Here is a 24,630-nt window from a genome sequence, read left to right on the forward strand (position 1 = left end):
CACTTTCGTGTCCGGCACTGATAACCGGTGATACGAAGTGAGATCGGCGCGTATCAAGCCCCAGGCGCCGCCCGCGCAGCAGCTCACGCTCTCATTCGAGCCGGGCCTCGTGGAGCGCTTCAGCAGCCTGCGCGAATGCGTGGCCACCGGCGTCTACCAGCGCGGCCTGAGCAACGTCGCGCCGAGCCTGAACAAGGCGCCGGGAAATCTGAGCGTCGAGCTCAGCGAGGACCCGATCCGCAAGTTCGGCATCGACTCGCTCGAGGAGTACATCGAAAAGTTCGATGACCTGACGCCGGTTTACTACCTGGTCGAGAAGTTCATCGATCGCAAGGAGGCGCAGCACGACGCTGCGCTCGCGCAACTGGCTCCGCTGCTTGCGCAGCTCGCGCCGCTGATGAAGAAGGCAGGGTTGGCATGACGTGCGCCGCGCCGCTCCACCAGCAAGCCGCCTCAGTGCGGCTTTCTTCGGCCTCTGCCTGTAGGACCGAATGCCATGACGCCCCGGAAGCGTCCTACGCGACGTCTCAAATTCGGCGCGCCTCCGATCTCCCCCAGGCCGAAACAGGCTCAGTCCGGTTTTCTCCGAGCTCTTCGGAGCACCGCAGCCGCGAGCGCATCCTGCTGGAGTCCGTCCTTCAGATCGCGCTGCACGGCCGGACGATTTCAACCGGCTACCACGCCGAGTTGCGCGTGATCGCCACGCAGGCGGCGACGCGGTTGAAGGCCGTGGCGGCATGACGGCCGATTGCACTTGGGACGAGCCAGGCCGTGACCGCTACGCCGGCACCATCCCGGCCGCGATCGCCGCCTACGGCCTGCCCATCGCCACGCAAAGCGAGCTCATCCGCGCGTGGGAGAGCCGCGAGTTCGCCGACCACGTCGTCATCGACCGAACAGACATCCGAGGCCAGACCCATGACTACGCGCCAACAATTCGCTCGATGCATTTCGGAGGCCGCGGCCGAGTATGCGAATCGGTCTCTCGCGCCGGCTGGAGCCTCGAGCATGTCGAGACAGCCATCGTCCTCTGCGCCGATAACGAGTGCATCGCCATCCCCAGCGTCTGCACCAACGTCTTCCGCCTCACGCGCATCGCGCGCGCTCCCGCCCGACCTGCAGATGACGGTCGCGATGATGTCGTGGTGGCGCTGGATGCGCCGCTGAGCGGACCGATTGCCGACCCTCAGACGCCGAGCGCAGCAACGCTCGATCCTGCCGGAAGCGCTGGGTGGTCGGCATCCCGATTCGGCTGGGCCGGCGGGGCCTACGCGCCTTCGTACGCGCTTGCCCCCACCCAAGTGCCGACCGCGCCGATCGAAGCGCCTGCGGCCCCGGTTCCTGAGCTGCCGACCTGGGGCCTGATGGCGCTTGGCCTGGCATGCATCGCCTGGAGGCGGGCGTGATGCAGCGGCGCAGCACCGACCTTCCGCCGGAGCCACTGGTGGCCGCCGATGTCGACCTGCGCGACTTCGGCTACATGCCGCTCGACGCACTGCGGCTGCGCGACTCGGAGCTGGCGATCGAGGCTTCGCCCGAGGTCTTTCGCGCGTCGGTGCTGCTGTGGTGCGCTTCCTGGCACCAGGTGCCCGCCGGCTCGCTGCCGATGAAGGACAAGACGCTCGCCGAGTACAGCCGCGCCGGCACGCGCTGGCCGCGCATCCGCGCAGAGGTGCTGTCGAAGTGGGTCGAGTGCGCTGATGGCCGGCTGTACCACCCCGTGGTGGCCGAGAAGGCGCGCGAGGCGCAGGCCGCGAAAGACGCCCAGCGTGCACGCACGAAAGCGGCAACGGAGGCACGCGAAGCGAAGCGACGTTCGACGGCCCCCGGTCTCGACGATCCACCGCGCGGAGGTCGTGACGGTGGACGTGACGATCAACGTCACGTTCAACGTGACGAACAACGTGACGTTGAACGTAACGTAGTCCAAGGGAAGGGAAGGGAAGGGAAGGGAACAGAAGGGATTAAAGAGAAAGAGACAAGCCTGCTGGCGCAGGCTCCCCTTCGTCCTTCGGCCGAACGGCCGCAGCCGCCGCAGCTGTCGCTGGTCGAACCCGCGCCGGAAAGAGCGAAGGGACCACCCGACTGCCCGCACGTGCTCGTGCTCGCCCTCTGGGCGGAGGTGCTGCCGCAGCTGCCGCAACACGAGCCGGACCAGTGGAAGGGCCAGCGCGCGGACCACCTTCGGGCTCGCTGGCGTGAGGTCGCCACGGCGAAGGACTGGCCCAGCCAGGACGCCGGTCTGGCCTACCTGCGCCGGCTGTTCGCCTACGTCGGGCGCAGCCCGTTCCTGACCGGACGCGTGACGCCACGCGACCCCAACAAGCGCCCGTTCGTCGTCACCCTGGCCTGGCTGGTGAAACCCGAGAACTGGGCCAAGACGGTCGAAGGCGAATACCACGAGGAATCCGCATGAAGCGCTCGAAGTTCGATGAGACGAGGGACCAGCGCGTTGCCGACGAGGCCGGAACGCCGCAGCACCTGCTGTGCGCTGCGCACGGCTGCCCGAACCGCTGGAGCAACAGCATCGGCCACGTTTGCCGGTGGCACGCCGATGCGGACAAGGAACGCTGGCCCGAGGTCACGCAACAGCAGCAGTGGGACGAGACGGAGCGAGCACGGATGCGTGCAGAGCCCGCGCCGTACGTGGAACCGCTCAGGCACGCCGAAAAGCGGGCGATCTTGGCGAAGTTCGCCGCAGTGCTCGACAGGACCGGACAAGACCCGAAGGCATGGGCGAAGCGCCTGCGCCACCGCGAGCGGCGCGGCGAACGCCTCAGCGGCAACCTGAGAACGATGTGGCGTGCCGCGCTCGGCGTCCATGCCGAAGGCGTCGAGTCTGGGCGGAACCCAGGCGGAACGATATCGGAACCCGAAGTTCAGCAGTGGAGCGCAGCATGACGCCGCGCAACGAACGCGAGGCCCACAGCCTGATGGGCGTGGCCACCGACTCGCAGCTCGAGCGCTGGCTGGAGGCGTCTGACCGCAAGAAGGCGAAGGCCGACCACCAGCTGCGCGCGCTGGTGCTGGGCGTCTGCCCGCTGATCGGCTTGCTGCTCATCGCCAGCATCGTGCTGATCGTCAGGGGCTGCGCATGATCGCCCGCAACGTGGTGCTGCCGGCCTGCATGGGTGGCTTCTGCGACGTGCGCACCAGCTGCGCGAGGTACCACGCGCTGAACCGCGGCTATCCGTCCGAGCGCCTGTGCACACGCGGTCGGAGCGACGCCTGGCAGCCGGTCAGCGTAGAGCAGCAGCAGGTCCTCGAGCATCACGCGCTGTCGATGATTCACGGCACCGCACGGGAGCTGTCGACATGACGCGCGAACACCGATCCGACGTGGCGCAGCTCGACGCCGACATCACGGCCGAGCTGAAGGTGCTGCGTGATGCGCTAGACCCGGTCGATGGCTCCGAGATCGACACCGCGCTGTGCTCGATCGAAACCTTCGTGGTCGTCGCGCTGCGTGTGTTCGCGAAGACGAATCCGAGCAAGCTGCGCAGCGAGTCGCGCACCGTCGAACTCAAGGCCCGGATGGATGGAATTCCTGTCGTCAGAGGTGCTGCATGACCGATCCGAACTGGCATCCGAACTGGACCGACGCGGCGCCGGCGCAAGAGCCGCGCTGCCCACCGTGCAACGGCAACTGCCTGCAGGGGCGCGGCTGCGAGGCTGGCGCGCTGATCGAGACGCCGCGTGGCGGCCTGATCGTGATGGCGGTCATCATCGGCGCGGTGCTGGCCGTCGTCGCCTTGCTGGTGTGGCCGCGATGATCGCCTTCACCATCCTTGGCGAGCCGGCCAGCAAGGCGAACAGCCGCATCCATCGACCGTCGCCGAACGTGCCTGGCGGCGTGATGGTCATCAAGGGCAAGAAGGCGCTCGCCTTCGAAGAGAGCGGGATTCGCCAGATCCCGCCACGTTGCCGCGTGCGCCTGGAGGGCGACGTGAAGGTGACGATGCGCATCTGGTACGCGTCGCGCCGCCCCGATCTTGCCGAGGATCTGCTACTCGACATGCTGCAGGACCGCACGAAGTTGGACAAGACGCTGGGCAAGCGCGTTCTTCTCCAGGCTGGCGTCTATCGCAACGACAAGCAGGTCGCGTGGAAGGACATCCGCCGCATGGGAATCGACCCGAAGAACCCGCGCGTCGAGATCGAGGTCGAGCCGCTGCAGGCGCAGCAGACCGCGATCGCGCAGGAGCTGTTCGAGGAAGCCGAGGTGCCGTTTTGAGCCGCGCCGGTGTCAGCAACGGCAACGGCCTGTACCACCGGCTGCGCGCGTTCTTCCTCGCGAATCCTGATGAGGAGCTGAGCTACGACGACATCGTCGTGAAGTTCGAAGCCACGAGGCACACGGCGCAAATGGCGGTCTCGCGGCTGAACCAAACTGGCCTTCTCGAGAGCGTGCACGTCATCCGGCTGCGCGCGAAGGGGACCATGCGATGACGCTAATCCTGCGCCCGCCCGGCCGCGGCAACTGGACACCGGTGCACGTGTCGATCGAAGGCAAGCGCGCGGCCCCGCTGCTCGTGCGCGTCGGCCAGCTGCTGCCGCTGGGCGGTGTCACGTTTCGCATCTGCAAGGTGCTGCCGTGAAGGTCACGATCATCGACGGCCAGGTCACGGTCGAGGACGGACCGGTGCCCGACCCTGCGTTGCCCGAGGACGATGGCCGCGTCGTCGCAATGCTGCAGGCCCTGACATGGGCCGGTGCGCGCATCGCCGAGACGACGGGCCAGATCATCGCCGCGCATCAGCGCCAAGCGGTGGTGGCCGAGCAGGCCAACCAGGTGCTCGCGCGCCTTCGCGGAGGCCTGCACTGATGAGCGAGGATGTGAAATCGGATGAGCACCAAGGCCTCTCGAAGTCGGGCCGGCCATCGCTCTTCAGGTCGAAGACGGGCGCGCTCCGCGTCGTGCTCTTCTTCGCGCGCAATCCGGAGGAGGAGCTGACCTCTTCCGACATCACGCTGAAGTTCGGGATCCCGGCTGACAAGGTGCACGGCACGCTGAACCGAGCTGCCCGCGACGGCATGCTCAGGCGCACCGGACAACACCGCGGCGGGCGCGGGCGGGTGCTGGTGTACTCGGCGGGCGACGCACTGCTGTCGCTGATCGGCGAGCGGCGCCTCATCGACGACCGGCGCGCAGAAGAGCGCGAAGCACCTGATCGCAGGACCGGCCCGAGCATGATGGTCCTGGTGCTGGAGGCCTGCGCGCCGCTCGCGGGAGCTGCGACATGACGCAGCCGAAGCGCAACCCGGTGGCCAAGGAGCGCGACTGGGCGCCGGTCAAGGCCGCGTTCATCGAGGGCTACGAGCGCGAAGGCGTGCGCCTGGCTGAGCCGCAGCTCGGCGATGTCGCGACGAAGTTCGGCATACCGCTGTCGACGGTCAAGAAGCGCTCGATGATCGAGAAGTGGACCGAGGAACGCCAGCTCTTCCAGAAGCGCCTCGAGGAAGCGAAACGCGAGAAGACGACCGAAGTACTCGCGTCGAAGGGTGCCGAGTTCGATGCGCTGTCGCTGCGCTCGGCCGAGAAGCTCTTCAAGAAGATCGAACGCCAGCTCGATGCGGCGCTGGCCGACAAGAGCACCGCGCCGCTGACGCCGAACCAGGTCGCCGCGCTGGCCACCGCCGCGAAGCAGGCCCAGCACGTCGGCCGCCTGGTGATGGGAGACAGCACGGACAACGCGCGCCTGTACGCCGAGCTGCTGCAGAAGCCTGACCTGTCGGCGCTGTCGCCGGCGGAGCTCGAGCAGCTGGAGACGCTGCTGGGCAAGGCCAGGCCAGCCGCGTCGTGAGCGCTGCCCGACTCCCCGACCTGATCGACGTCCAGGCCGAGCGCGCGAAGCGCAGCCTGCACTACTTCGTCCAGCGCTTCGCCTGGCCAGCGCTCGCGCCGGCGACGCCGTTCGAGGACAACTGGCACGTCGGCGCGATCTGCGAGCACCTGGAGGCGGTGGCCGCTGGCAAGGTCCGCAAGCTGATCATCAACATGCCGTTCCGGATGCTCAAGTCGACCATCGTGTCGCAGGCATTCCCGGCGTGGGACTGGCTGCAGAACCCATCGAGGCAGTTCCTGACCGCCTCGTACGCCACCGACGTAGCTATGCGCGACGCGGTCGATGCGCGACGCGTGATTGAGTCGCCGGCCTACCGCCGCGCCTTCGGCAACGTCTTCCGCCTGACCACCGACCAGAACGTCAAGACCAGGTACGAGAACGACAAGCGCGGCCGGCGCATCGTCACGTCGACCGACGCGGCGGGCACTGGCTTCGGCGGCGACATCCGCATCGTCGACGACCCGGTCAGCGCGAAGAAGGCGGACAGCCCGCTCGCGATCGCGGCGTCGATCGAGTGGTGGCGCGGCACGATGGCCACACGCGCGAACGATCCGGCGGCCGGCCTGGTCATCGTCGTGCACCAGCGCCTCAACGCGCGCGACCTTACCGGCTACCTGCTGGCGGAAGAGAAGGGCTGGGACCACCTAGTGCTGCCGATGCGCTACGACCCGGCGCTGCGCAAGACGACCAGCATCGGGTTTCAGGATCCGCGGTCAAACGAGGGCGAGCTGCTCCACCCGTCGCGCCTTCCCGAGGAGACCGTCACCGAGCTCGAGCGATCGATCGGCACGTATCACAAGAATGCGCAGCTGCAGCAGAACCCGGAGCCGCGCGGCGGCATCATCTTCAACCGCAACCACTGGAAGACGTACAAGGTCCTGCCGGCGATCGACGAGGTCGTGCTCAGCGTCGACTGCACGTTCAAGGACTTGGAGTCGAGCGACTACGTGGCGATCCAGGCGTGGGGTAGCGCCGGCGCGAACAAGTACCTGCTGAAGCGCACGAAGGCGCGTCTGAACTTCGCGGCCACGGTGCTGGCGGTGCGCGCGATGCACGCGCTCTACCCGGACGCGATCGCGGTGCTGATCGAGGACAAGGCGAACGGCTCGGCCGTGATCGAGACGATCAGCGGCGAGATTCCCGGCGTGCTGCCGGTCAATCCGGAGGGCGGCAAGATCCCGCGCGCCTACGCGATGCAGCCGGAGCAGGAGGCTGGCAACATCTTCCTGCCCGATCCGGAGGTCGACCCGGACATCGAGACCTTCCTGACCGAGGCGAGCAGCTTCCCCGGCAGCCCCAACGACGACGAGGTTGACGCGATGACGCAGTACGTCAACTGGGCCCGCAAGCGCTCGAAGACCGGCGGCCTGCAGGACTGGATGCGGGCCCAGGCCGAGGCGCTGGCGGCGACGAAGGAAGCGGCGCGCGCAAGCGCATAGCCGCGCAAACGCGCTAGTTTCGGTAGTTCCAAATCAGCTGACGCCCTCGGCGGCCCACAGAATCCGCCCAACTTGGCGCCAACCGCGCGGCCCGCGCATCGCGCGCGAACCGAGGCGGCACAGTGGCGGCACGCGAGCAATCCGGCACGAACATCGACCAGAGCTTGATCCAGCGGGTCGTGGCCGGCGTCCGCTATGCCGTGTCCGGCGTGACGCCGACGAACTGGTTCGGCCCGGCCCAGCCGCTCGCCCCGCAGGCGCAGGAACAAGCCGAAGGACGGGCGTTCGACTACCCCGTCGGCTTCAACCTGCGCATCACGCCGCGCGGCGAGGAGGCAATCAGCTTCGCGGCGCTGCGCGGTCTGGCCGACGGCTACGACCTGATGCGCCTCGTGATCGAGACCCGCAAGGACCAGATCGAGTCCTTCGACTGGGAGATCATGCCGGCGACGAAGGACCAGTCGGCAGACGGCCTGAAGGGCGCGATCAAGCAGGTCACGGACTTCCTCCAGCGCCCCGACAAAGAGCACAACTGGCCGCAGTGGCTGCGCATGCTCATCGAGGAGCTGCTCGTCATCGACACGATGTGCGTGTACCCGCGCGAGACACGCGGCGGCGAGCTGTACGGCTTCGAGCTGATCGACGGCGGCACGATCAAGCGCGTGCTCGACGCCACCGGCCGCACGCCGCTGCCGCCTGACCCGGCGTATCAGCAGATCCTGAAGGGCATCCCGGCCGCGGACTACTCGAGCGACGCCCTGGTCTACATGATGCGCAACCCGCGCGTCTCGCGGATCTACGGATATTCGCCGGTAGAGCAGGTGGTGACGACCGTCAACATCGCGCTGCGCCGGCAGATGAGCCAGCTCGCGTTCTACACCGAGGGCAACGTGCCGGAGGCGCTGGCGCAGGTGCCGCCGACCTGGACGCAGAAGCAGATCGCCGAGTTCCAGCTCTGGTGGGACTCGATCATGGAGGGCAACCAGGCAGCGAAGCGAAAGATGCGCTTCATCCCGTCGCTCGACAACATCGTGTTCCCGAAGAACGCGGTGCTGAAGGACGAGATGGACGAGTGGCTGGCGCGCATCGTCTGCTTCGCGTTCTCGATCTCTCCGTCGGCGCTGATCAAGCAAGTCAACCGCGCGAGCGGTGAGCAGATGGCGGACACCGCGAAGGAAGAGGGCTTGATGCCCCTGCTGCGCTTCCTCGAGGCGTTCATCACGTACCTGATCCAGAAGTACCTGAAGCAGCCAGAGCTGCGGTTCTCATTCAAGGTCGTGAACCGCGTCGCGCCGGAACAGCAGGCAAACATCCACAAGGTCTACATCGACACCGAGGTGATGACGGCCGACGAGGTGCGCGAGGACCTCGGCATGGACGCGATGACGCCTGAACAGCGCGAAGAGGCCTGGCCGACCCCGCCTCCGCCAGGCATGAACCCGGACGGCACGCCGATCCTGCCGAAGGGCGACGAACCCGGTGCGGTCGGCCTCGACGGCAAGCCCGTCGCCGGCGGCGGTGCAGCACCTGGCGCGGCCGCCGCGAACGACGAACCGCCGCCGAAGAAAAAGCCCGACGCCGCCGCATCCGCATGAGCGCCATGGGCAGCAGCACCAAGGTCTCGCTGATGAAGTACGTGCACGTATGCACGTCGCACGGCGCCGCGCTGCCGCCGCTGGGCAAGACCGCGCTGTCGCTGATCATCGCGAAGCGCCGCGACGAGCAGCTCGCGAAGGCGCGCATCAAGCCGGTGACGACGAAGGTGTCGCGCTACCTCGCGCGCAAGGCGCCGTCGGTGGCGCGCGCGCTGCGCAAGGTGCTGGCGAAGCACCGCAAGAAGATCGCCGCGAAGGTCGCGAAGCTCTACGCCGAGACCCTGACGAAGGACGCCGCCGGCGATCTGGCGCGCATCGCGCGGATCCTGGAGAACCTCGACACCGACGACCTCGGCACCGACCTCGAGGGCGAACTGGCGCCGGCGATGCTGGCAGCGTTCCGGCGCGCGGCCGCGGTCGGCGCGACGCAGGTCGGCTTCTCGATCGACGACATCACGGACCAGGTCGACAAGGCGGCGGTCGCCTACGCGGACAAGCGCGGCGGCGAGTTGATCAAGGACCTGGCCGGCACGACGGACGAGGCGATGCGATCGCTGCTGGCACGCGCGGTCGAGCAGGGCATGTCCGCTGACGAGCTGTCGGACGAGGTCGAGCAGATGGGCGCCTTCGGCGACTACCGCGCTGATCTGATCGCGCGCACCGAGCTCGCGTTCGCGCACGTGCAGGGCAACGTCGAGGGCTGGAAGGCGAGCGGCCAGGTCGTCGGCAAGCGCTCGATCCTCGGCGACCTGCACGACATGCCGGACGAGTGCGACGACGCGGCCGACGCCGGCGTGGTCGACATGGACGACGACTTCGTGCCTGGACTGGACTTCCCGCCCTACCACCCGCAGTGCGTCTGCGATGTGGTCCCCGTTCTCGAAGACGCCGACAGCGGCGATTGATCCATCACCAACCAGCCCCCACCAGGAGATTCAGATGTCTTACTCATTCGGTTTCAAAGCGGCCAGCAAGGCCGAGGCCAAGCAGAAGGTCGCGGAGGAGCTCGACAAGGTCGTCGCTCTGCAGAGCGTGCACGCGAAAGATCGTGACCAGGCGGAGGCCACCGCCAACGCCTTCATCGACGTGCTCGACGACGACGACTCGAAAGACGTATCGGTGTCGATGAACGGCTCACTGTCCGGCAACTGGTTCGGCAACGACCTCACGTCGTTCACCGGCGCCAACGTCAGCGTCAGCGCCTGCCTGGTCGCCAGAGCCGCAGCCTGATCCCTTCCCGCCATATCAACTCCAAGGAGCGTCTCCATGTCCAAGGTCACCCTGACCCCCAAGCTGTTCCCGGTTCTGTTCGCTGCCGGAACCGTCGCCGGACCCATCACCTACGCCATCAATGGCGCGAAAACCGGCTTCGCCGCATCGCAGTCCAGCGACGGCGCTGCGGATGTCGTCTTCACCGGTGTTCCGGACGACGACTACACGCTGACCGAGACCCGCACCGACGATGCCGGCAACGTGCTGGGCACGCCGTTCACGCAGACCTTCACGGTGGCCAGTCCGGCGCCGCAGGTCTCGATCGGCCTGCCGTCCGGCGCCACCGTGACGGTCTCGGCTGACGACCCGGCGCCGCCGACCGCACCGACCGAACCGACCGCGGCGCCCGCCGAGGCTTGATCGATGTCGGCGATCCGCGCACTCGCGCGCTGGCTGGCAATCCAGCTGGTGCGCCGTGCGCTGCGGATCCTGCGCCGCGCGCTGCGCCGACTCGTCGGGACGACGGTGATCGGCATCCCGCGCGGCGCCTCGGTGCGCGTCGACCCGGAATGACGCATGTACCGCGTGACCTATCTCCGGATCACGGCCAACGGGCCGGAGATCGTCACGGTCACGCATCCGAACAAGGCCGCGGCGATGGCCGTGCATGACGCGCTGCGCATGGCCGGCGTGCACGTCCGGCTGTGGGACAAAGACTCGCAGCTGGTGAGGCCCGCCTGATGGCGCAGCTCGCTGCGCTGCTGAAGGCGAAGATGGTCGACGCGGCTGCGCACGACGCGGCCACCAGCGACCTGAACCTGCTGCGCAAGCCCACCGAGCGCCAGGCCGAGGCCGGAAACTACCGCAAGGGCCACACGCGCGTCGGCGGCCTGTCCATCGCGATCGAGAACCCGGCCGGCTCGCGTCGGCGCCCCGCATGGCCGCCGATGGTCGCGCACTACGGCTACGTGAAGCGCACCGCAGGCGCGGATGGAGACGCGGTCGACGTGTTCGTGCAGCCGGCCACCCCGAACGACTGGGACGGCACGGTGTTCGTGATCGATCAGACCGACGGCGAGGGCGGCTTTGATGAGCACAAGTGCATGCTCGGGTACGACGACCAGGCGAGCGCGATGCGCGCGTATGCCGCGCACTTCCCGGACGGCTGGGAGATCGGGCCCGTGACCGCGCTATCGCTGGCCGAGTTCAAGGCCTGGCTGAGCGATGGCGGCACGACCGGGCCGCTCGCGAAACTCGCGAAGGTGCGGCTGCGCGCGTCGCTGCCGTAGCGTGCTGCACTGATGGCATTGCACGATGTCGCCAGATGCTCGCTGAAGCCTCCGCAAACTAGCGCGTTTGCGCCTGCGCGCATGTTTCGCGCGAGAAGCTGAACAACAGAATTCCGGCCATCACAGGTCCGGGGTTCGTTGCCATGAAGCTCTTCGCGCAGATTCGCAAGGTCGATGAGGAGAAGCGCCTGGTGTTCGGGCGCCTGGCCGACGAGTCGGTCGACAAGGCCGACGAATCGATGGACTACCTGTCCTCGAAGCCGCATTTCCAGAAGTGGTCGGCCGACATCGCGAAGGACACCGACGGCAAGAGCCTGGGCAACCTGCGCGCGATGCACGGCAAGGTGGCCGCTGGCAAGTTCGTTCAAATCGACTTCGACGACACCGCCAAGACGATCGATGTCTGCGCGAAGGTCGTGGATGACGGCGAGTGGAAGAAGGTCCTCGAGGGGGTCTACACCGGGTTCTCGATCGGCGGCTCGTACGTCGGCGAGAAGAAGGTAGAGAAGATGGACGGCCGCGAAGTGAAACGCTACACGGCCGCTCCGAACGAGGGCTCGCTGGTCGACCGGCCGTGCATCCCGAGCGCGAAGTTCTTCGAGGTTCAGAAGGCCGACGGCACGCTGGCGAAGGTCGAGTTCCAGGCGCCTGCCGAAGAGGACGTGACCGTCAATGGCACGGCCGAGGAAGTCGCCGCGCTCGGCAAGCTGATGAACACGCACGGCCTGACGCTGGGCGACCTGGTCGAGAAGGCCGTGCCCGCGTTCATCGCCGACAAGGCGAAAGCGAAGGACGACGCCGCAGCAGACGACGAGAAGGACGCCGAAGGCAAGCCGAAGAAGAAGCCGGCCGCCGACGACAAGGCCGCCGAGAAGGTCGCCACGCCCGCCGAGCTGCAGAAGCTCGCCGTCGGCGCGCTGCGCAAGAGCATGTACGGCTGCTCCAGCTTCGCGCAGGTGATCGCCAGCCTTCAGGGCCTGCAGTCGAGCGCCGCGTACGAGGCCTACTCGGAAGGCGACGACAGTGGCATCGCGAAGAAGCTGGGCGCCTGCATCGCGATGTGCGGCAGCGTCCTGAAGGACATGATCGACGAGGAGCTGAGCGAAATCACCGCTGCGAGCGGCACGCCGGCGCCGATGGTCATGGAGATGGCCGACAAGTGCGGCGCGCTCGCGAAGTTCGAAGGCGATCCCGTGGTCGCGCTGCTCAAGGTCGGTGCGCGCAACAGCGCGGCCGACACCGCGCGCCTGGCCAAGATCCACGAGATGACGGTCGAGCTGGGCCACACGTGCGCGCCGGCCGACAAGGCGGCCGCCGGCGGCGATCTCGCGAAGGCCGACACGACGACGCTCGAGAAGCTGGTCTCCGACGCCGTCGCGCCGCTGCAGAAGGCGCTCGGCGAGGCCCAGGCTCAGCTGAAGAAGCTGAACGACCAGCCCGCGCCCGCGCGCGTCGCGCTCCGGGCCATCTCGAAGTCCGACGACGTGATCTCCGATCCGCTGGCCAAGGTTGCCGCGGCGCCGCCGGTCACCGACGCGCTCGGCGACGTGCACGAAGCCGCCAGCCTCATCAAGTCCCTCCACACCGCCGGCGGCCAGCCGCTGCGCAAGGCCGTCTGAGCCTCCACCCCATCAACCCCCTTCGAACCGTCACCGAACTCCCACAGGAGACCACGACATGAATGCACAGACCACTGCGGAAACCCTCGCGCTCGTCAAGGCGGCGCAGGGCGCTCCGAACAGCGAACTGGCCAAGGCCTGGACGCAGAGCAGCTCGGCCGTCAGCGGCATCACCGCCTACGACCTCGAGGCGCCGTCGAAGAAGCTCTACCCGGTCATCACGCCGCTGCGCAACGAGATCCCGCGCGTGTCCGGCAAGGGTGGCATCCAGGCGAACTGGCGCGCCGTGACCGGCATCAACACGAACAAGGCCGCGATCGGCCTGTCGGAAGGCAACCGTGGCGCCGTGATGGCGTCGTCGACCGCCGACTACACCGCCGCGTACAAGGGCTACGGCCTGGACGACTACGTCACCTTCGAGGCCGACTACGCCTCGGAAGGCTTCGAGGATTCGAAGGCGCTGGCCGTCGAAGGCCTGCTGCGCGCGCTGATGATCGGCGAAGAGCGCGCCATCCTCGGCGCGAACAACGGCATGGCGCTGGGCAACACCCCAGTGCCGACGCTGAGCTCGGCCAACACCGGCGGCGCGCTGACGGGCAATCTCTCGTACGGCGTGGCGTGCGTCGCGCTGACGATGGACGGCTACTTCCGCGCGGCCGTCTCCAGCGGCGTGGTACAGACCATCACCCGCACGAACGCCGACGGCACCATCGACACGGTCAACGGCGGCACCGCGCGCCCGTCGACCCAGGCGAACGTGACCAGCGCGGTCAGCGCGAACATCTCGACCATCTCGGCTTCCGTCACCGCCGTCCCCGGTGCCATGGCATACGCCTGGTTCTGGGGCGCCGCTGCCGGCAACCTGACGCTGGGCGCCGTCACCACGATCAACAGCGTGCTGATCACCGCGGCCGCCGCCGGCGCCACGGTCGCCCCAGGCCAGTCGAACTACAACGCGCTGGTGAGTGCCGACGACTCGCGCGACTCGCTGCTGTTCGACGGCCTGCTGACCTTCGCTTCGCAGTCGGCGCTCGGTTCGTACCAGAAGGTGATGGGCACCGGCACCCCTGGCACCGGCAGCCCGCTGACGGCCGACGGCCTGGGCGGCGTGGTCGAGATCGACACGGTGCTGAAGGACCGCTGGGACAACTACCGGCTGACGCCGGACACCCTGTGGGTCAACTCGCAGGAGATGCAGGCGATCGCGAAGGCCACGGCCAACGCGAGCACCGGCGGCGCGCAGCGCGTCGTGTTCTCCAGCGAGCCGGGCAAGGTCGTCGGCGGCGCGGTGATCGTCCGCTCGTACCTCAACAAGTACGCGATGGACGGCAACACCGAGCTGACGATCCGGCTGCACCCGAACATGCCGCCCGGCACGATGCTGTTCACCACGAAGCGCCTGCCGTACCCGCTGAGCAACGTGACGAACGTGATGCAGATGCGCATGCGCCGCGAGTACTACCAGGTCGAGTGGCCGCAGATCACGCGGAAGTACCAGTACGGCGTCTACGCCGATGGCGTGCTCCAGCACTACTTCCCGCCGTCGATGGCGCTGGTCACGAACATCGCGCCGAGCTGATCGGCTGCTCCTTCCGCAGTGCCTTGAACCCCGGGACCCGCGCGGTCCCGGCCCCTTTTGAAACCAACCCACAGGTGCGACTCATGAGCCAAGCGAACCCCTTCCAGCAAACGATGGTGCGCATGCAGCTGCCGGCCGGCCACGGCGCGTCGATCTCGATGCGCGGCTTCGAGGTCCAGGCCGACAGCGACCGCTGCGTGACCGTGCCGAAGGAGTTCGCGCCCGAGCTCGAGTCGCACGGCCTGACCAAGGCCGCCGACGCGGCGCCCGCGAAGAAGTGAGGCGATGGCCGACCTGACCACGCTCTCCGCCGTCAAGGCATACCTGGCGATCACGACGACCGGCCAGGACGTGCTCATTCCGACGCTGATCGCGCGGGAATCGAAGCAGGTGGAGAACTGGACCGGTCGGCGATTTCCCGCGGTGACCAACACCGCGCGGCGGCTGAACGGCACCGGCACCACGATGCTGACGCTGCCGGACTCCCCGATCCTGGACGTCTCGTTCCTGTCGATCGACGGGGTCGAGGTGCCGCTGTCGGCCGATGGCCTGGCGTACGGCCACATGGTCGACGAGACGACGATCTACCTGATCGGTGCGCGCTTCCCTGATCGCCGCCAGTGCGTGGTCTGCTCGTGGACCGCCGGCTACCAGGACAGCGAAACCGACTTCATCCCGGCCGGCAACACGCCGACCCTGACGCCGACGACCGGCGGCCGCGCGGTTACGAACCTCAGCGTCACGAACGTCGCGACCGGCGCGGCCCTGGCCGAGGTCGGCAATGCGCCGGTCGCCGGCCAGTACAGCTTCAGCGGCGGCACCTACACGTTCAACGCGGCGAACTCCGGCGCGCAGGTCACGATGGCCTACCAGTACGTGCCGGGCCCGGTCGAGCAAGCGGTGATCGAGCTGGTCGGCCTGGACCTGAAGCAGCGCGACAACCTCGGCGTCACGTCGAAGGTGCTCGCGAACGAGACGGTCAGCTACAGCGACAAGGGCATGACGGCGAGCGTCAAGGAGATGCTGCAGCCCTATCGACGGATGGCGCCGGTATGAGCGACCAGCTGCTCGTCTCGATGCGCGCCGAGACGCTGCTCGCGCGCCTGGCCGGCACGTCCGACCGACTGCAGGCCGGCATGCGCCGCACGGTCGAGCGCCTGTCGATCATCGTCCAGGGCGGCGTGAAGGAAGGCAAGCTGACCGGCCAGGTGCTGAAGGCGCGCACCGGCACGCTGCGCCGCTCGATCAACCGTGTCGTGACCGAGGACTCGTCCGGCGTGTACGCGACGGTCGGCACGAACGTGGTCTATGCGGCCGCGCACGAGTACGGCTTCGACGGCGTCGTCAACGTCCGCGCGCACACGCGGCGCTCGCAGGCGCAGCTCGCGCTGAAGGGCAAGAAGCGCGTCGGCAAGAGCGCGGGCACGGTCAACGTGCGCGAGTTCACGCGCCACATGGTGATGCCGGAGCGCAGCTTCCTGCGGTCCGAGCTGCGCGAGCGCACGCCCGAGATCCGCGAGTCGCTGCGCAGCACCGCGCTGGAGGCGATCCGGCCATGAACCGCGAACCGATCGAGGCCGCGCTGTTCGCCTTCCTGGCTGCCATTGCCGCGCAGGACGGCTCGAAGCTGTTCAAGACGGCGACGCGCAAGGCGGACACCTGGGACAACGTCGCCCCGGAGGATTGCCCGGCGCTGCTGCTGCTGCCACGCACCGAGCTCGGCCAGCGCAAGAAGGGCTTGCCGACCAAGTGGACCGGCGAGTACGACCTGCTGCTCTACGTGCACACCGGCGCGCAGAACGACCCAGCGGTCGTGCCGTCGCAACTGCTGAACCCGCTGCTCGACGCGATCGAGGCAGCGTTCACCGTCGACGACCCCTTCAACAACGCCTGCACCTTGGGCGGCCTGGTATCGCACTGCGCGATCGAGGGCCAGCTCATCAAGTTTCTCGGCAGCCTCGGTGACGAGGCCACGGCAATCGTGCCCCTCCAGATCCTCACGTCCCCATGAACAGCGCCGAACTCGGACCCTGCGAAGAGCTGGACGTCGGTCACGACGGCTACGGCTACGCGATGCTGTACCGCGACGGAAAGATGGTGCGCGCGCATCGCCAGGCATGGATCGATGCCCATGGCCCGATCCCACGCACGACGCTGGTCTGCCATCGCTGCGACAACCCGCCGTGCTCGCGCCTGAGCCATCTGTTCACCGGAACGCACAAGCGCAACTCACAGGACATGGCCGCCAAGGGCCGCGCGCCGTGGGCCGGGAGATCGATGCCTGAATCCGCGCGCAAGCGCATGTCGGCCGCCAAGAAGGGCAAGCCGCAAACCGCAGCGCACAAAGAGGCCAACCGCCTCGCGCAAATCAACCGCTGGGCCCTGAAGAGAGCTTCGGCGGCGCCACTCCAGCCACTGTAAGGAGAATCATCGTGCAGTATTCATTCGGTTCTGGCATCCTCTTCGGTCGCTCGACGACCTCCAACACCCCGACCCCTGTGCGCTTCGGCGCGCTGCAGGGCGCATCGTTCGACTTCGCCTTCACGGTCAAGGAGCTGTACGGCCAGTACCAGTTCCCGCTGGCGCTGGGCCGCGGCACCGGCAAGATCACCGGCAAGGCCGACTTCGCACAGCTCAATGCGCAGACGTACAACGACCTGTTCTTCGGGCTGAGCAATCCGTCGAGCGGAACGAAGCGCATCGCGGTCTCGGAAGCGCAGACCGTGACGGCCAACGCGGTCACCGTCACGAACAACGGTGCGAACGTGTTCGTCGCCGACTATGGGGTCGTCCTGGCCTCCGACGGCAGCCTGTACACGCGAGTGGCTGCCAACGCGGCGGGCCAGCAGTACGTCTGCAACGAGACCACCGGCGTCTACAGCTTCAACACGTCGCAGAACAACGTGGCGGTGCTGGTCAGCTACTCGTACGTCAGCGCCACCGGCAAGACGATCTCGATCACGAACCAGCTGCTCGGCAACTCGCCGCAGTTCAGCGCCGCGTTCACCGAGACCTTCAACGGCAAGTCGATGACCGTGGTGCTCAACGCGTGCATGTCGAGCAAGCTGGGCATGTCCACCAAGCTCGAGGACTTCACGATCCCGTCGTTCGACATGATGGCCTTCTCCGATGCCGCCGGGAACATCGGCTGCATCTACCTGGACGAGTAGACCCATGAGCGACGACGACGTGCCGGTCCGGGTCCAGCCGGAGCTGAAGCGGGGTGGCCGGTGGGTGACCATCGGCGACGAGCAGTACCGCATTCCTCCGCTCGCCTTCACCGCGGTGCAGGAGTTGCAAGACGAGGTCGCTGGGCTCGCGCAGATTGGCCTGCGGCCCACGCCGGCCCAGATGGGCACCGTCGCGAAGATCGTGCAGTCCGCGATGGCGCGCAACTACCCATCGATGACGGTGGAGCAGGTCAACCTGATGCTCGACCTCGGCAACTACCAGGACGTGCTCGGCGCGGTGCTGGCGGTCGCCGGGTTCGAGAAGGCGGAAGGCGGTGGCTCGGGGGAAGCCAGGGCGTCGACTGGGACGCCACCTACTGCGCCCTGATCGACGCGTTCGGCTGGACCTGGGAATACATCGACCAGGAGATGACCCTGCCGCGCTACGCGGCGATCTGCGAGCACTGGGGCCGCGTGCCGCCGCTGTCGGTCAGCGCATGGGTCATCGCTCAGTGGACCGGGGCGAAGCTGGACAAGAAGGCTGCAACTGCGAAGGCCTCGCCTGAACAGAAATCGCAGGACCGCCAGGCGCTGATGGACCTGATGGCTGGCGCGGGCGGGATCGTCACGGGAAGACCTGAATGGCTGCGGGAACTGATGAAGTAAATGTCAAGTTCGGCGCGACCATCGACGACCTCAAGTCGAAGATGGGCGAGGTCACGGGCATTTTCGGCAAGGTCCTCGAGCGCTTCACCGCGATGGCGGCGGTGGTCGGCGGCGGCGCCGCCTTCAAGCACGTCATCGACGAGACGAACACGCTCAACGCCGAGGCGATGAAGCTCAGCCGCACGCTGGGCATCACCGGCGAGGACGCCGGCACGCTGAACACCGCGCTGGACGACATCGGCACCGATGCCGACACCTACACCGGCGCGTTCCTGAAGTTCAACCGCGCGCTGCGCACGAACTCCGACGAGATGCGCGCCCTCGGCGTGGATGTCGACGGGCTGAAGAACGGCCAGAAGGACTCGAACCAGGTGTTCATGGAGGCGATCCAGATCGTCGCCCAGTACAAGCCCGGCATCGATCAGACACAGGTCGCGATGAAACTCTTCGGCCGCAGCGTCGACGACGTTCAGAAGCTGATGCGCCTGAACTCCGAGAAGCTAGAGGAGGCCAAGAAGAAGAACCAGGAGCTGAACCTCGTCATCACCGAAGAGGGCGTCGCCGCCTCGAAGAAATACAAGGAGGCGATGAACGACGTCGGCGACGTGATGAAGGGCCTGGAGAAGACGATCGGCGAGGCGGTGATTCCGATCTTCACGAAGTCGGCCGAGCAACTCGCATCGATCGGGCCCGCACTTGTGGAGGGCATGAAGGCCGCCGTCACGGTGTTCGTCGAGATCTGGCAGGACCTGAGTGCCACCGTGGGCGAAGTGGTCGGCGACATCATCGACGGCATCAGAGCGGTCGGTGGCGGCATCGCCGAGATCTTCGGCGGCGAGGCGCCGAGCGCGATGCAGATCTTCCGCAACGTGCTCGCTGTTGTGCAGATCGCGTGGATTGGCTTTCGCGTCAGCTTCCAGGAGGTCGTGAACGCCGTCAAGGTCGGGCTGCAGCTGATGGGCTCCGGCATGGTGAACTTCGCCGCGGTGGCCGAGCGCGCGCTGCATCTGGACTTCGCCGGCGCGAAAGCCGCATGGCAGGAGGCCGTCGCCGACCGCAACCGGATCCTGTCCGAGGGCGTCGCCAAGGCTGTCGCGATCGCCCAGAAGGGCGCCGAGGACATGGACAAGGCGGCGATGAAGCCGCTGTCGGCGCCACAGCAGGGCACCCCGAAGGGCGCGCCGCCCGGTGGCACAAAGACCGCCGACATCGGCAAGGAAGACAAGGGCAGCGGCGAGAAGCTCGCGGCGCGCCTGGCGTTGCTGAAGGCCCAGAACGAGGCCGAGCTCAACCTCGACCAGGAGCACCTGAAGGAAGCCCAAGCGATCTACGACGAGGCGTACAAGAACAACCTGCTGTCGATCGCCGAGTACTACGACGCGAAGCTCGCGATCGAGAAGAAGGGCAACGACCTGACCCTGGCCACGAAGCGCAAGGAGCTGCAGGACGCTGCCGACGCCGAGAAGGCCGCGCAGGCAAAGTCCGGCAGCGCCGCCACGTCGCAAGACAAGGCGAAGTACGACACCCAGGCGCTGAAGTTCAAGACCGAGCAGGTCAAGCTGCAGGGCGAGATCAACGTGCTCGAGGCGCAGGGCGTCGAGGCCTCGCGCGCGATCGCGGCCGAGCGCGCGGACGCCGAGCGCAAGCTGGCCGACGACCTGGCGGGCATCAAGTCCACGCGCACGAAGGCCGCGGCAGACGACGAGATCCAGACCGAGACCGCGGTGCTCGAGCAGAAGAAGGCGCTGCGCCAGATCGATGCCGATGACGCCTTCGCGGTCGAGAAGCAGATCGAGCAGAAGAGCTACGACGCGGCGCTCGAGCAGATCAATGCGAAGCGCGCGCTGATCCACGGCGACCAGGCTCAAGCGATCAAGGAGCGGGCCCAGCTCGACGCAGACGCGGAGGCCGCCGAGCGTCAGCACCAGCAGAAGCTGTCGACCATCGATCGCGCGGCCCAGCTCGAGCGCTCGAAGTACTCGATCCAGGCACAGCAGTCGGTGCAGTCCAGCTTCGCGACGATGGTCAACGACCTGCTGTCGGGCACCAAGAAGATCGGCGACGTGTTCCGGCAGTTCGGGATCAACGTCGCGAACACCTTCACGAACCTGATCGCGCAGAAGTTCACCGACCGGCTCTTCGACGTGACGGGCGTCAACAAGCTGATGGACCAGATGGTCTCGTTCGTGACCAACGGCATCCAGAAGATCGTCATGAAATGGACGGTTGGCGAGCACGCGAAGACTGCGGCCAGCACGACCGGCGCCACCACGCGCGCGGGCGTCGCCACCACTGAACAGACCACGACCCAGGGCGTGGTGGTTGCGACCACCGCTATCGTCGAGGGCTCCGAGGCCGTCAAGACGACGGCGGTCGAAGCCGGTGCTGCGATACGCACCACGACCGAGGTCGCCGCTGCTGCTACCGGCAAGGGCCTGACGATCGGCGGTGCCATCGTCGCCATCGGCGCGAAGGCCTGGGAGGCCGCAGCGGCCGTCTATGCGGCGATTGCGGCCATTCCCTACGTCGGGCCCTTCCTCGCACCTGTGGCGGCCGTCGCGGCCGGCGCAACGGTGCTCGGCTTCATCAGCAACATCGCATCGTCGGAAGGCGGCGAGTATCGCGTCGACAAGGATCGCCTGAACATCGTCCACAAGGACGAGACCATCCTGCCCGCGCCCTTCGCTCAGGGGCTTCGCGAGCTGGTCGGCAAGGGAGGCCTGAAGCCGCTGACCGACACCTTCGAGCAGATCACCAGCGCGCTCGCGCCGGACGGCGGCCGCGACGACGCGAAGAGGGCTGCGATCGACCCGAACGCACCCGTACCAGCCGACGCGGCCACCTCGACCGTGCCGCCGGCGCCGCTGCCTGTCGAGGCACCGGTGTCGAAGGCCGCGCCGCCGGCCGACCCGATCGCGTCGCTCGCACCCGAGCAGCGCCCTGTACCTGTGGATGTGTCCACATCGCTGGCGCCGCCGCCTGCGTCCGAACGCCCGGACGTGTCGCCGTCGACCGCCGCGCCGCCACTGCCTGGCGCGAGCCAGGAGCCGGCCCGAGACGCCGCGATCGCGACCGCGCCAGTAACGATGCCGCAGGCGTCGATCTCGAGCGCCCCTGACCAGCCCGGCAAGCCAACGGAGTCGGCTGCACCGGCAGCTGCTGCGCCAGTCGCGGCGGCCGCGCCGACGCCAGACCAGATCGCCGCACCTGCGGGCAAAACGACGGCCGCTGCCGTGGCCGATATCGCCGCCACCGCGCCCGTCGCGCTTGTGGCCGAGCGCGCCGACGTTGCTCCAACTGCACCGACTGCACCAACTGCCGAGCGCGCGGAGGCTGCGGAGGTCGCCCCTGTTGCGCCGGTAGCCCAAGCTGCGCCGGCGGTCGAGACCGCAGAACGGGCTACGACGGTTGCGCCGCCGGCCGCGCCCGAGGCCCGTGCGGACATATCGCCGACGAGCGTCGCACCGCTGACGCCGAGCGCAGCCCCGGAACCGGCCCAAGGCGCGACGATCGCCGCCGCGCCGGTACCTGCGCCGCCCGCGCCTGGCGGCAGCGCTCCTGCGCGGCCTGGTGAGTCGTCGACCGAAACGTCCGCGGCGCCCGAGACGAAGATCATCGTCGAGCAGCAGGCTGCGCCCACCGCGCCCACCGCACCGGCTGCGCCGATCGCGCCGACCGCGCCAACGGTCGAGAGTGCCGAGGTCGGCCAGATCGCACCCGCTGCTGAACGCGCGGATGCTGCCGCCACGGCTGCGATCGCTTCGACCGCTTCGACCGCGAAGCCCGCGGACGTTGCCGCCGCTGCGTCGGTCGCTGGAGTCGCACCGGTCGCACCAGTCGCACCGGTGGCCGAGACCGCAGCCATGGCCAAGGCGGCCGCGCCGGCAGCGCCAGCTGCGGCCGCGAAGGATGCCCAGGCGGCTGCGGTGGCCGGCGTCGCTCCGGCAGCACCCGCAGCACCCGCAGCATCCGTTGCACCGACCGCGCCGGCCGCTCCCGTCGCTGGAGTCGCCGCGGTCGCTGAGCAGGCGTCGATTCCCACGATGGCGCTGCCGCTGGCCGAATCGCGCACGCCACTGGCGGCCGAGCAACGGCCCGTGCCGGCCGATGCTTCGATCTCGGTCGCCGCTTCCGCGCCGGCGCCGCTGGAGCGCTCGACGCCTCAGCCGCAGGGCCTGCGGCCCAGCATCGAAGCACCAGCGCCGGCGGCCGCTCCGGCTGAGCAGCCGCGTCCCGCGACGCCCACGGCGCCGACGGTGCCCAGCGCCGCCGCGGGAGCAGCGACGCCCGAAGAGCTCGCGCCTGCGCCAGCAGCTGCACCGCAAGCCGCGCCGGTAGCCGCCGCGGCGGCACCGGCAGCCGTGCCCGCGCCGGTGAGTGCCGCGCCCGCTGCGCAGCCTGTGGCGGCCGACGCTCCCGCCTCGCGCGTGATGGATCCCCCGAAGCCGGGCGTGACGGCGAAGCCTGCGGCCGAGCAACCGGCCGCGAAGTCAGGGATCCCGGCGCTCGTCGCGCGCTTCCTCGGCAACGACTCGACGAACGCCGCCGCCACGGCCACCTCGATGGCGCCGCGCGTCGACACGCCGATGGCCCAGAAGACCTGGTGGCAGGTGCCGTCGAGCCCGCTCGCGCAGATCCAGGGCATGACGCCGGCAGCCGCTGCGCCCGCGGCCACGCAGGGCAGCGACAGCGGCGGCCACGGTGCGGCGCCGGTGCAGCTGGTTGGCACGTCCGCCGGCGACTTCTTCATCGCGAATCGCAAGCACCTGCTGAAGGTGCTCGGCGACGCAGCGCGCGACAACAGGACGCCGGGAAGATGAGCGACGCCCTCTACCCGTCGCTCGCGGGCCTCACGTACGACACCGTCAAGGCGCCGCGCTTCAACACCGGCGTGCAGATCGCGGTCGACCTGTCCGAGCTGCGCGCGACCTTCGCGTCGACGCCGGTCTATGACTTCACGCTGGCGTACGACCTGCTGCGCGACAGCATCAGCCACCAGGAGCTGAAGTCGCTCGCCGGCTTCTACATGGCGCGCTTTGGCGCCTGGGATTCGTTCCTCTTCCAGGACCCCGACGACAGCGTCGCGCTCGGCCAGGCCTTCGGTACCGGCGACGGCGTGACCGAGGACTTCCAGCTGATCCGCTCCTTCGGTGACTGGAACGAGCCGACGAAGAACATTGGCAGCGCCGACATCTATGTCGACGCGGTGCTGCAGACGCCGACCACCGACTACACGCGCAGCAGCACCGGCCTCATCAGCTTCACGTCGGCGCCGGCCGCGAACACCAGCCTGACCTGGGACGGCGTCTATTACTTCCGCTGCCGCTTCACCAACGACACGACGGAATTCAACCAGTTCATGCGCCAGCTGTGGGAGGCCAAGGTCGTGCAGTTCGTCGGCACGCTCGGCACGAAGATATGAAGGCCGCGAGCGCCGACCTGATCGCGCTGCTGGCGGGCTCGAACCGGTTCGACATGTGGGACGTGTACACGTTCACGCTGGTCGACGGCACCGTGCTGACGTACTCGAGCCGCGACGCGAGCGCGCTGCCCACGCGCAACAACAACATCGTGCTGAGCCTGAGCTTCGAGCAGGGCACTGGGAACGCTGGAAAGACGATCAAGGACAGCTCGGTCTTCGCGCAGATCTGCAACACGGTCACCGCGGTCTCGTCGGCGAACCTGCCGCTGGTGCAGAACGGCTCGCTGGTGATCACGCCCGGCACGTACATCGACTACCCGAAGACGGCGCTGTTCGGCTTCGGCAGGAAGCCCTGGACCTGGGAGGCGCGGATCCGCGTCGCGGCCTTCGTCACCAGCCAGGGCAACTGCCTCTTTGATTTCAGAGAGCACCAGCACGAGGACGGGGCAATGTTCATCCGCGGCACGGCGCCGCACACGCTCATCTACTGGGACGGGACGACGGAGTCTCCTTCCGGTGGCGCGGAGAACATCCCGCTAGGCGTGCCGGTCGAGTGCTGCGTCAGCTACGACGGCGAGACGGTGCGCACCTTTGTCGACGGCCGCCGCATCGCCGAACAGGTGCGCGCACTGGACTTCGGCACATCGAACCCGTTGCGCATCGGCGCGAACTGGGAGAACGACCCGGATTCGCAATCGAGCATGAAGGTCGACGAGGTCCGGGTCACGCGCGGCGTGTGCCTGTACCGCGAGGACTACGACCCCTCGCGCGGCTTTTTCCCGAGGCCCTGACC

36 protein-coding genes are annotated in these 24,630 nt (G+C 68.0%); all 36 read left to right on the forward strand.

From position 1 onward, the window contains the following. The first annotated feature begins 37 nt into the window (after positions 1-37). Complete coding sequence (locus AC1DTW_RS19535; protein WP_477983037.1) at positions 38-421, forward strand: hypothetical protein; 384 nt, start codon at positions 38-40, stop codon at positions 419-421. After that, a complete protein-coding gene (locus tag AC1DTW_RS19540) occupies positions 418-741 on the forward strand; it encodes a hypothetical protein (RefSeq protein WP_477983039.1) in 324 nt (107 codons plus the stop codon). The genes AC1DTW_RS19535 and AC1DTW_RS19540 overlap by 4 nt, the downstream gene beginning before the upstream one ends. Beyond that, positions 738-1,406, forward strand: a complete 669-nt coding sequence (locus tag AC1DTW_RS19545) for an MHFG family PEP-CTERM protein (RefSeq protein ID WP_477983041.1) — start codon at positions 738-740, stop codon at positions 1,404-1,406. Before AC1DTW_RS19540 ends, AC1DTW_RS19545 begins: the two co-directional genes overlap by 4 nt. Beyond that, entirely contained in the window at positions 1,382-2,416 is a 1,035-nt protein-coding gene (locus tag AC1DTW_RS19550) for a DUF1376 domain-containing protein (protein WP_477983043.1), read from the forward strand. Before AC1DTW_RS19545 ends, AC1DTW_RS19550 begins: the two co-directional genes overlap by 25 nt. Next, the gene (locus AC1DTW_RS19555; protein ID WP_477983045.1) at positions 2,413-2,901 is read left to right on the forward strand and encodes a hypothetical protein; all 489 of its coding nucleotides are present in this window, start codon (positions 2,413-2,415) and stop codon (positions 2,899-2,901) included. Before AC1DTW_RS19550 ends, AC1DTW_RS19555 begins: the two co-directional genes overlap by 4 nt. Continuing rightward, a complete protein-coding gene (locus AC1DTW_RS19560; protein ID WP_477983047.1) occupies positions 2,898-3,098 on the forward strand; it encodes a hypothetical protein in 201 nt (66 codons plus the stop codon). Before AC1DTW_RS19555 ends, AC1DTW_RS19560 begins: the two co-directional genes overlap by 4 nt. After that, positions 3,095-3,319: a hypothetical protein gene (locus tag AC1DTW_RS19565; protein ID WP_477983049.1), complete on the forward strand. Its 225-nt coding sequence runs from the start codon at positions 3,095-3,097 to the stop codon at positions 3,317-3,319. The genes AC1DTW_RS19560 and AC1DTW_RS19565 overlap by 4 nt, the downstream gene beginning before the upstream one ends. Continuing rightward, entirely contained in the window at positions 3,316-3,570 is a 255-nt protein-coding gene (locus tag AC1DTW_RS19570; RefSeq protein WP_477983050.1) for a hypothetical protein, read from the forward strand. The genes AC1DTW_RS19565 and AC1DTW_RS19570 overlap by 4 nt, the downstream gene beginning before the upstream one ends. Further along, positions 3,567-3,773 carry a hypothetical protein gene (locus AC1DTW_RS19575; RefSeq protein ID WP_477983051.1) on the forward strand — a complete coding sequence of 69 codons (207 nt, stop codon included), beginning with the start codon at positions 3,567-3,569 and terminating at the stop codon, positions 3,771-3,773. Before AC1DTW_RS19570 ends, AC1DTW_RS19575 begins: the two co-directional genes overlap by 4 nt. Next, positions 3,770-4,234, forward strand: coding sequence for a RusA family crossover junction endodeoxyribonuclease (locus tag AC1DTW_RS19580; RefSeq protein ID WP_477983052.1), 465 nt, complete (start codon positions 3,770-3,772; stop codon positions 4,232-4,234). Before AC1DTW_RS19575 ends, AC1DTW_RS19580 begins: the two co-directional genes overlap by 4 nt. Next, positions 4,231-4,449 carry a hypothetical protein gene (locus AC1DTW_RS19585; protein WP_477983053.1) on the forward strand — a complete coding sequence of 73 codons (219 nt, stop codon included), beginning with the start codon at positions 4,231-4,233 and terminating at the stop codon, positions 4,447-4,449. The genes AC1DTW_RS19580 and AC1DTW_RS19585 overlap by 4 nt, the downstream gene beginning before the upstream one ends. Continuing rightward, positions 4,446-4,598, forward strand: a complete 153-nt coding sequence (locus AC1DTW_RS19590; protein WP_477983054.1) for a hypothetical protein — start codon at positions 4,446-4,448, stop codon at positions 4,596-4,598. The genes AC1DTW_RS19585 and AC1DTW_RS19590 overlap by 4 nt, the downstream gene beginning before the upstream one ends. Beyond that, positions 4,595-4,825: a hypothetical protein gene (locus AC1DTW_RS19595; RefSeq protein WP_477983055.1), complete on the forward strand. Its 231-nt coding sequence runs from the start codon at positions 4,595-4,597 to the stop codon at positions 4,823-4,825. Before AC1DTW_RS19590 ends, AC1DTW_RS19595 begins: the two co-directional genes overlap by 4 nt. Then, positions 4,825-5,244, forward strand: coding sequence for a hypothetical protein (locus AC1DTW_RS19600; protein ID WP_477983056.1), 420 nt, complete (start codon positions 4,825-4,827; stop codon positions 5,242-5,244). Before AC1DTW_RS19595 ends, AC1DTW_RS19600 begins: the two co-directional genes overlap by 1 nt. After that, on the forward strand, positions 5,241-5,804 hold the full coding sequence (locus AC1DTW_RS19605; protein WP_477983057.1) for a hypothetical protein: 564 nt from the start codon (positions 5,241-5,243) through the stop codon (positions 5,802-5,804). Before AC1DTW_RS19600 ends, AC1DTW_RS19605 begins: the two co-directional genes overlap by 4 nt. After that, entirely contained in the window at positions 5,801-7,285 is a 1,485-nt protein-coding gene (gene terL, locus AC1DTW_RS19610) for a phage terminase large subunit (RefSeq protein WP_477983058.1), read from the forward strand. Before AC1DTW_RS19605 ends, terL begins: the two co-directional genes overlap by 4 nt. Positions 7,286-7,407: 122 nt before the next feature. After that, entirely contained in the window at positions 7,408-8,880 is a 1,473-nt protein-coding gene (locus AC1DTW_RS19615; protein ID WP_477983059.1) for a phage portal protein, read from the forward strand. A 5-nt stretch (positions 8,881-8,885) separates the two neighbouring features. Further along, complete coding sequence (locus AC1DTW_RS19620; RefSeq protein ID WP_477983060.1) at positions 8,886-9,785, forward strand: phage minor head protein; 900 nt, start codon at positions 8,886-8,888, stop codon at positions 9,783-9,785. 34 nt (positions 9,786-9,819) lie between these two features. Further along, positions 9,820-10,110: a hypothetical protein gene (locus AC1DTW_RS19625; protein WP_477983061.1), complete on the forward strand. Its 291-nt coding sequence runs from the start codon at positions 9,820-9,822 to the stop codon at positions 10,108-10,110. Positions 10,111-10,146: 36 nt separating this feature from the next. Further along, positions 10,147-10,512: a hypothetical protein gene (locus AC1DTW_RS19630; protein WP_477983062.1), complete on the forward strand. Its 366-nt coding sequence runs from the start codon at positions 10,147-10,149 to the stop codon at positions 10,510-10,512. 3 nt (positions 10,513-10,515) lie between these two features. Further along, positions 10,516-10,665 (forward strand): hypothetical protein, encoded by a 150-nt coding sequence (locus tag AC1DTW_RS19635; RefSeq protein ID WP_477983063.1) that lies wholly within the window; start codon positions 10,516-10,518, stop codon positions 10,663-10,665. Between the two features lie 3 nt (positions 10,666-10,668). Then, positions 10,669-10,833, forward strand: coding sequence for a hypothetical protein (locus tag AC1DTW_RS19640; RefSeq protein WP_477983064.1), 165 nt, complete (start codon positions 10,669-10,671; stop codon positions 10,831-10,833). Continuing rightward, positions 10,833-11,381: a hypothetical protein gene (locus AC1DTW_RS19645; protein WP_477983065.1), complete on the forward strand. Its 549-nt coding sequence runs from the start codon at positions 10,833-10,835 to the stop codon at positions 11,379-11,381. Before AC1DTW_RS19640 ends, AC1DTW_RS19645 begins: the two co-directional genes overlap by 1 nt. A 143-nt stretch (positions 11,382-11,524) precedes the next feature. Beyond that, positions 11,525-13,000: a hypothetical protein gene (locus tag AC1DTW_RS19650; protein ID WP_477983066.1), complete on the forward strand. Its 1,476-nt coding sequence runs from the start codon at positions 11,525-11,527 to the stop codon at positions 12,998-13,000. A gap of 58 nt (positions 13,001-13,058) precedes the next feature. Continuing rightward, a complete protein-coding gene (locus AC1DTW_RS19655; protein ID WP_477983067.1) occupies positions 13,059-14,579 on the forward strand; it encodes a hypothetical protein in 1,521 nt (506 codons plus the stop codon). Positions 14,580-14,662: 83 nt separating this feature from the next. Beyond that, positions 14,663-14,860, forward strand: coding sequence for a hypothetical protein (locus AC1DTW_RS19660; protein ID WP_477983068.1), 198 nt, complete (start codon positions 14,663-14,665; stop codon positions 14,858-14,860). Positions 14,861-14,864: 4 nt separating this feature from the next. Next, positions 14,865-15,635, forward strand: coding sequence for a hypothetical protein (locus AC1DTW_RS19665; RefSeq protein WP_477983069.1), 771 nt, complete (start codon positions 14,865-14,867; stop codon positions 15,633-15,635). Next, positions 15,632-16,138 (forward strand): phage virion morphogenesis protein, encoded by a 507-nt coding sequence (locus AC1DTW_RS19670; protein ID WP_477983070.1) that lies wholly within the window; start codon positions 15,632-15,634, stop codon positions 16,136-16,138. Before AC1DTW_RS19665 ends, AC1DTW_RS19670 begins: the two co-directional genes overlap by 4 nt. Then, positions 16,135-16,590, forward strand: a complete 456-nt coding sequence (locus AC1DTW_RS19675) for a hypothetical protein (protein ID WP_477983071.1) — start codon at positions 16,135-16,137, stop codon at positions 16,588-16,590. The genes AC1DTW_RS19670 and AC1DTW_RS19675 overlap by 4 nt, the downstream gene beginning before the upstream one ends. Continuing rightward, positions 16,587-17,000: an HNH endonuclease signature motif containing protein gene (locus tag AC1DTW_RS19680; RefSeq protein WP_477983072.1), complete on the forward strand. Its 414-nt coding sequence runs from the start codon at positions 16,587-16,589 to the stop codon at positions 16,998-17,000. Before AC1DTW_RS19675 ends, AC1DTW_RS19680 begins: the two co-directional genes overlap by 4 nt. 11 nt (positions 17,001-17,011) lie before the next feature. Beyond that, positions 17,012-17,749 carry a hypothetical protein gene (locus tag AC1DTW_RS19685; protein WP_477983073.1) on the forward strand — a complete coding sequence of 246 codons (738 nt, stop codon included), beginning with the start codon at positions 17,012-17,014 and terminating at the stop codon, positions 17,747-17,749. 4 nt (positions 17,750-17,753) lie between these two features. Next, complete coding sequence (locus AC1DTW_RS19690; RefSeq protein WP_477983074.1) at positions 17,754-18,137, forward strand: hypothetical protein; 384 nt, start codon at positions 17,754-17,756, stop codon at positions 18,135-18,137. Positions 18,138-18,178: 41 nt separating this feature from the next. After that, positions 18,179-18,415 (forward strand): hypothetical protein, encoded by a 237-nt coding sequence (locus AC1DTW_RS19695; protein ID WP_477983075.1) that lies wholly within the window; start codon positions 18,179-18,181, stop codon positions 18,413-18,415. Beyond that, entirely contained in the window at positions 18,391-23,235 is a 4,845-nt protein-coding gene (locus AC1DTW_RS19700; RefSeq protein ID WP_477983076.1) for a zinc ribbon domain-containing protein, read from the forward strand. The genes AC1DTW_RS19695 and AC1DTW_RS19700 overlap by 25 nt, the downstream gene beginning before the upstream one ends. Beyond that, the gene (locus AC1DTW_RS19705; RefSeq protein ID WP_477983077.1) at positions 23,232-23,837 is read left to right on the forward strand and encodes a DUF2460 domain-containing protein; all 606 of its coding nucleotides are present in this window, start codon (positions 23,232-23,234) and stop codon (positions 23,835-23,837) included. The genes AC1DTW_RS19700 and AC1DTW_RS19705 overlap by 4 nt, the downstream gene beginning before the upstream one ends. Further along, complete coding sequence (locus AC1DTW_RS19710) at positions 23,834-24,628, forward strand: LamG-like jellyroll fold domain-containing protein (RefSeq protein ID WP_477983078.1); 795 nt, start codon at positions 23,834-23,836, stop codon at positions 24,626-24,628. The genes AC1DTW_RS19705 and AC1DTW_RS19710 overlap by 4 nt, the downstream gene beginning before the upstream one ends. Positions 24,629-24,630: the final 2 nt, after the last annotated feature.

It is taken from the genome of Rhizobacter sp. P5_A1 (assembly GCF_056400745.1).

Coding starts and splice junctions, on each gene's coding strand:
- AC1DTW_RS19630 (WP_477983062.1), top strand. CDS start 10,147: ATGTCCAAGGTCACCCTGACCCCCAAGCTGTTCCCGGTTCTGTTCGCT.
- AC1DTW_RS19605 (WP_477983057.1), top strand. CDS start 5,241: ATGACGCAGCCGAAGCGCAACCCGGTGGCCAAGGAGCGCGACTGGGCG.
- AC1DTW_RS19545 (WP_477983041.1), top strand. CDS start 738: ATGACGGCCGATTGCACTTGGGACGAGCCAGGCCGTGACCGCTACGCC.
- AC1DTW_RS19550 (WP_477983043.1), top strand. CDS start 1,382: ATGCATCGCCTGGAGGCGGGCGTGATGCAGCGGCGCAGCACCGACCTT.
- AC1DTW_RS19660 (WP_477983068.1), top strand. CDS start 14,663: ATGAGCCAAGCGAACCCCTTCCAGCAAACGATGGTGCGCATGCAGCTG.
- AC1DTW_RS19690 (WP_477983074.1), top strand. CDS start 17,754: ATGAGCGACGACGACGTGCCGGTCCGGGTCCAGCCGGAGCTGAAGCGG.
- AC1DTW_RS19635 (WP_477983063.1), top strand. CDS start 10,516: ATGTCGGCGATCCGCGCACTCGCGCGCTGGCTGGCAATCCAGCTGGTG.
- AC1DTW_RS19560 (WP_477983047.1), top strand. CDS start 2,898: ATGACGCCGCGCAACGAACGCGAGGCCCACAGCCTGATGGGCGTGGCC.
- AC1DTW_RS19700 (WP_477983076.1), top strand. CDS start 18,391: ATGGCTGCGGGAACTGATGAAGTAAATGTCAAGTTCGGCGCGACCATC.
- AC1DTW_RS19645 (WP_477983065.1), top strand. CDS start 10,833: ATGGCGCAGCTCGCTGCGCTGCTGAAGGCGAAGATGGTCGACGCGGCT.
- AC1DTW_RS19655 (WP_477983067.1), top strand. CDS start 13,059: ATGAATGCACAGACCACTGCGGAAACCCTCGCGCTCGTCAAGGCGGCG.
- AC1DTW_RS19565 (WP_477983049.1), top strand. CDS start 3,095: ATGATCGCCCGCAACGTGGTGCTGCCGGCCTGCATGGGTGGCTTCTGC.
- AC1DTW_RS19675 (WP_477983071.1), top strand. CDS start 16,135: ATGAACCGCGAACCGATCGAGGCCGCGCTGTTCGCCTTCCTGGCTGCC.
- AC1DTW_RS19710 (WP_477983078.1), top strand. CDS start 23,834: ATGAAGGCCGCGAGCGCCGACCTGATCGCGCTGCTGGCGGGCTCGAAC.
- AC1DTW_RS19590 (WP_477983054.1), top strand. CDS start 4,446: ATGACGCTAATCCTGCGCCCGCCCGGCCGCGGCAACTGGACACCGGTG.
- AC1DTW_RS19540 (WP_477983039.1), top strand. CDS start 418: ATGACGTGCGCCGCGCCGCTCCACCAGCAAGCCGCCTCAGTGCGGCTT.
- AC1DTW_RS19600 (WP_477983056.1), top strand. CDS start 4,825: ATGAGCGAGGATGTGAAATCGGATGAGCACCAAGGCCTCTCGAAGTCG.
- AC1DTW_RS19570 (WP_477983050.1), top strand. CDS start 3,316: ATGACGCGCGAACACCGATCCGACGTGGCGCAGCTCGACGCCGACATC.
- AC1DTW_RS19680 (WP_477983072.1), top strand. CDS start 16,587: ATGAACAGCGCCGAACTCGGACCCTGCGAAGAGCTGGACGTCGGTCAC.
- AC1DTW_RS19555 (WP_477983045.1), top strand. CDS start 2,413: ATGAAGCGCTCGAAGTTCGATGAGACGAGGGACCAGCGCGTTGCCGAC.
- AC1DTW_RS19640 (WP_477983064.1), top strand. CDS start 10,669: ATGTACCGCGTGACCTATCTCCGGATCACGGCCAACGGGCCGGAGATC.
- AC1DTW_RS19665 (WP_477983069.1), top strand. CDS start 14,865: ATGGCCGACCTGACCACGCTCTCCGCCGTCAAGGCATACCTGGCGATC.
- AC1DTW_RS19625 (WP_477983061.1), top strand. CDS start 9,820: ATGTCTTACTCATTCGGTTTCAAAGCGGCCAGCAAGGCCGAGGCCAAG.
- AC1DTW_RS19620 (WP_477983060.1), top strand. CDS start 8,886: ATGGGCAGCAGCACCAAGGTCTCGCTGATGAAGTACGTGCACGTATGC.
- AC1DTW_RS19695 (WP_477983075.1), top strand. CDS start 18,179: ATGACCCTGCCGCGCTACGCGGCGATCTGCGAGCACTGGGGCCGCGTG.
- AC1DTW_RS19575 (WP_477983051.1), top strand. CDS start 3,567: ATGACCGATCCGAACTGGCATCCGAACTGGACCGACGCGGCGCCGGCG.
- AC1DTW_RS19670 (WP_477983070.1), top strand. CDS start 15,632: ATGAGCGACCAGCTGCTCGTCTCGATGCGCGCCGAGACGCTGCTCGCG.
- AC1DTW_RS19580 (WP_477983052.1), top strand. CDS start 3,770: ATGATCGCCTTCACCATCCTTGGCGAGCCGGCCAGCAAGGCGAACAGC.
- AC1DTW_RS19650 (WP_477983066.1), top strand. CDS start 11,525: ATGAAGCTCTTCGCGCAGATTCGCAAGGTCGATGAGGAGAAGCGCCTG.
- AC1DTW_RS19705 (WP_477983077.1), top strand. CDS start 23,232: ATGAGCGACGCCCTCTACCCGTCGCTCGCGGGCCTCACGTACGACACC.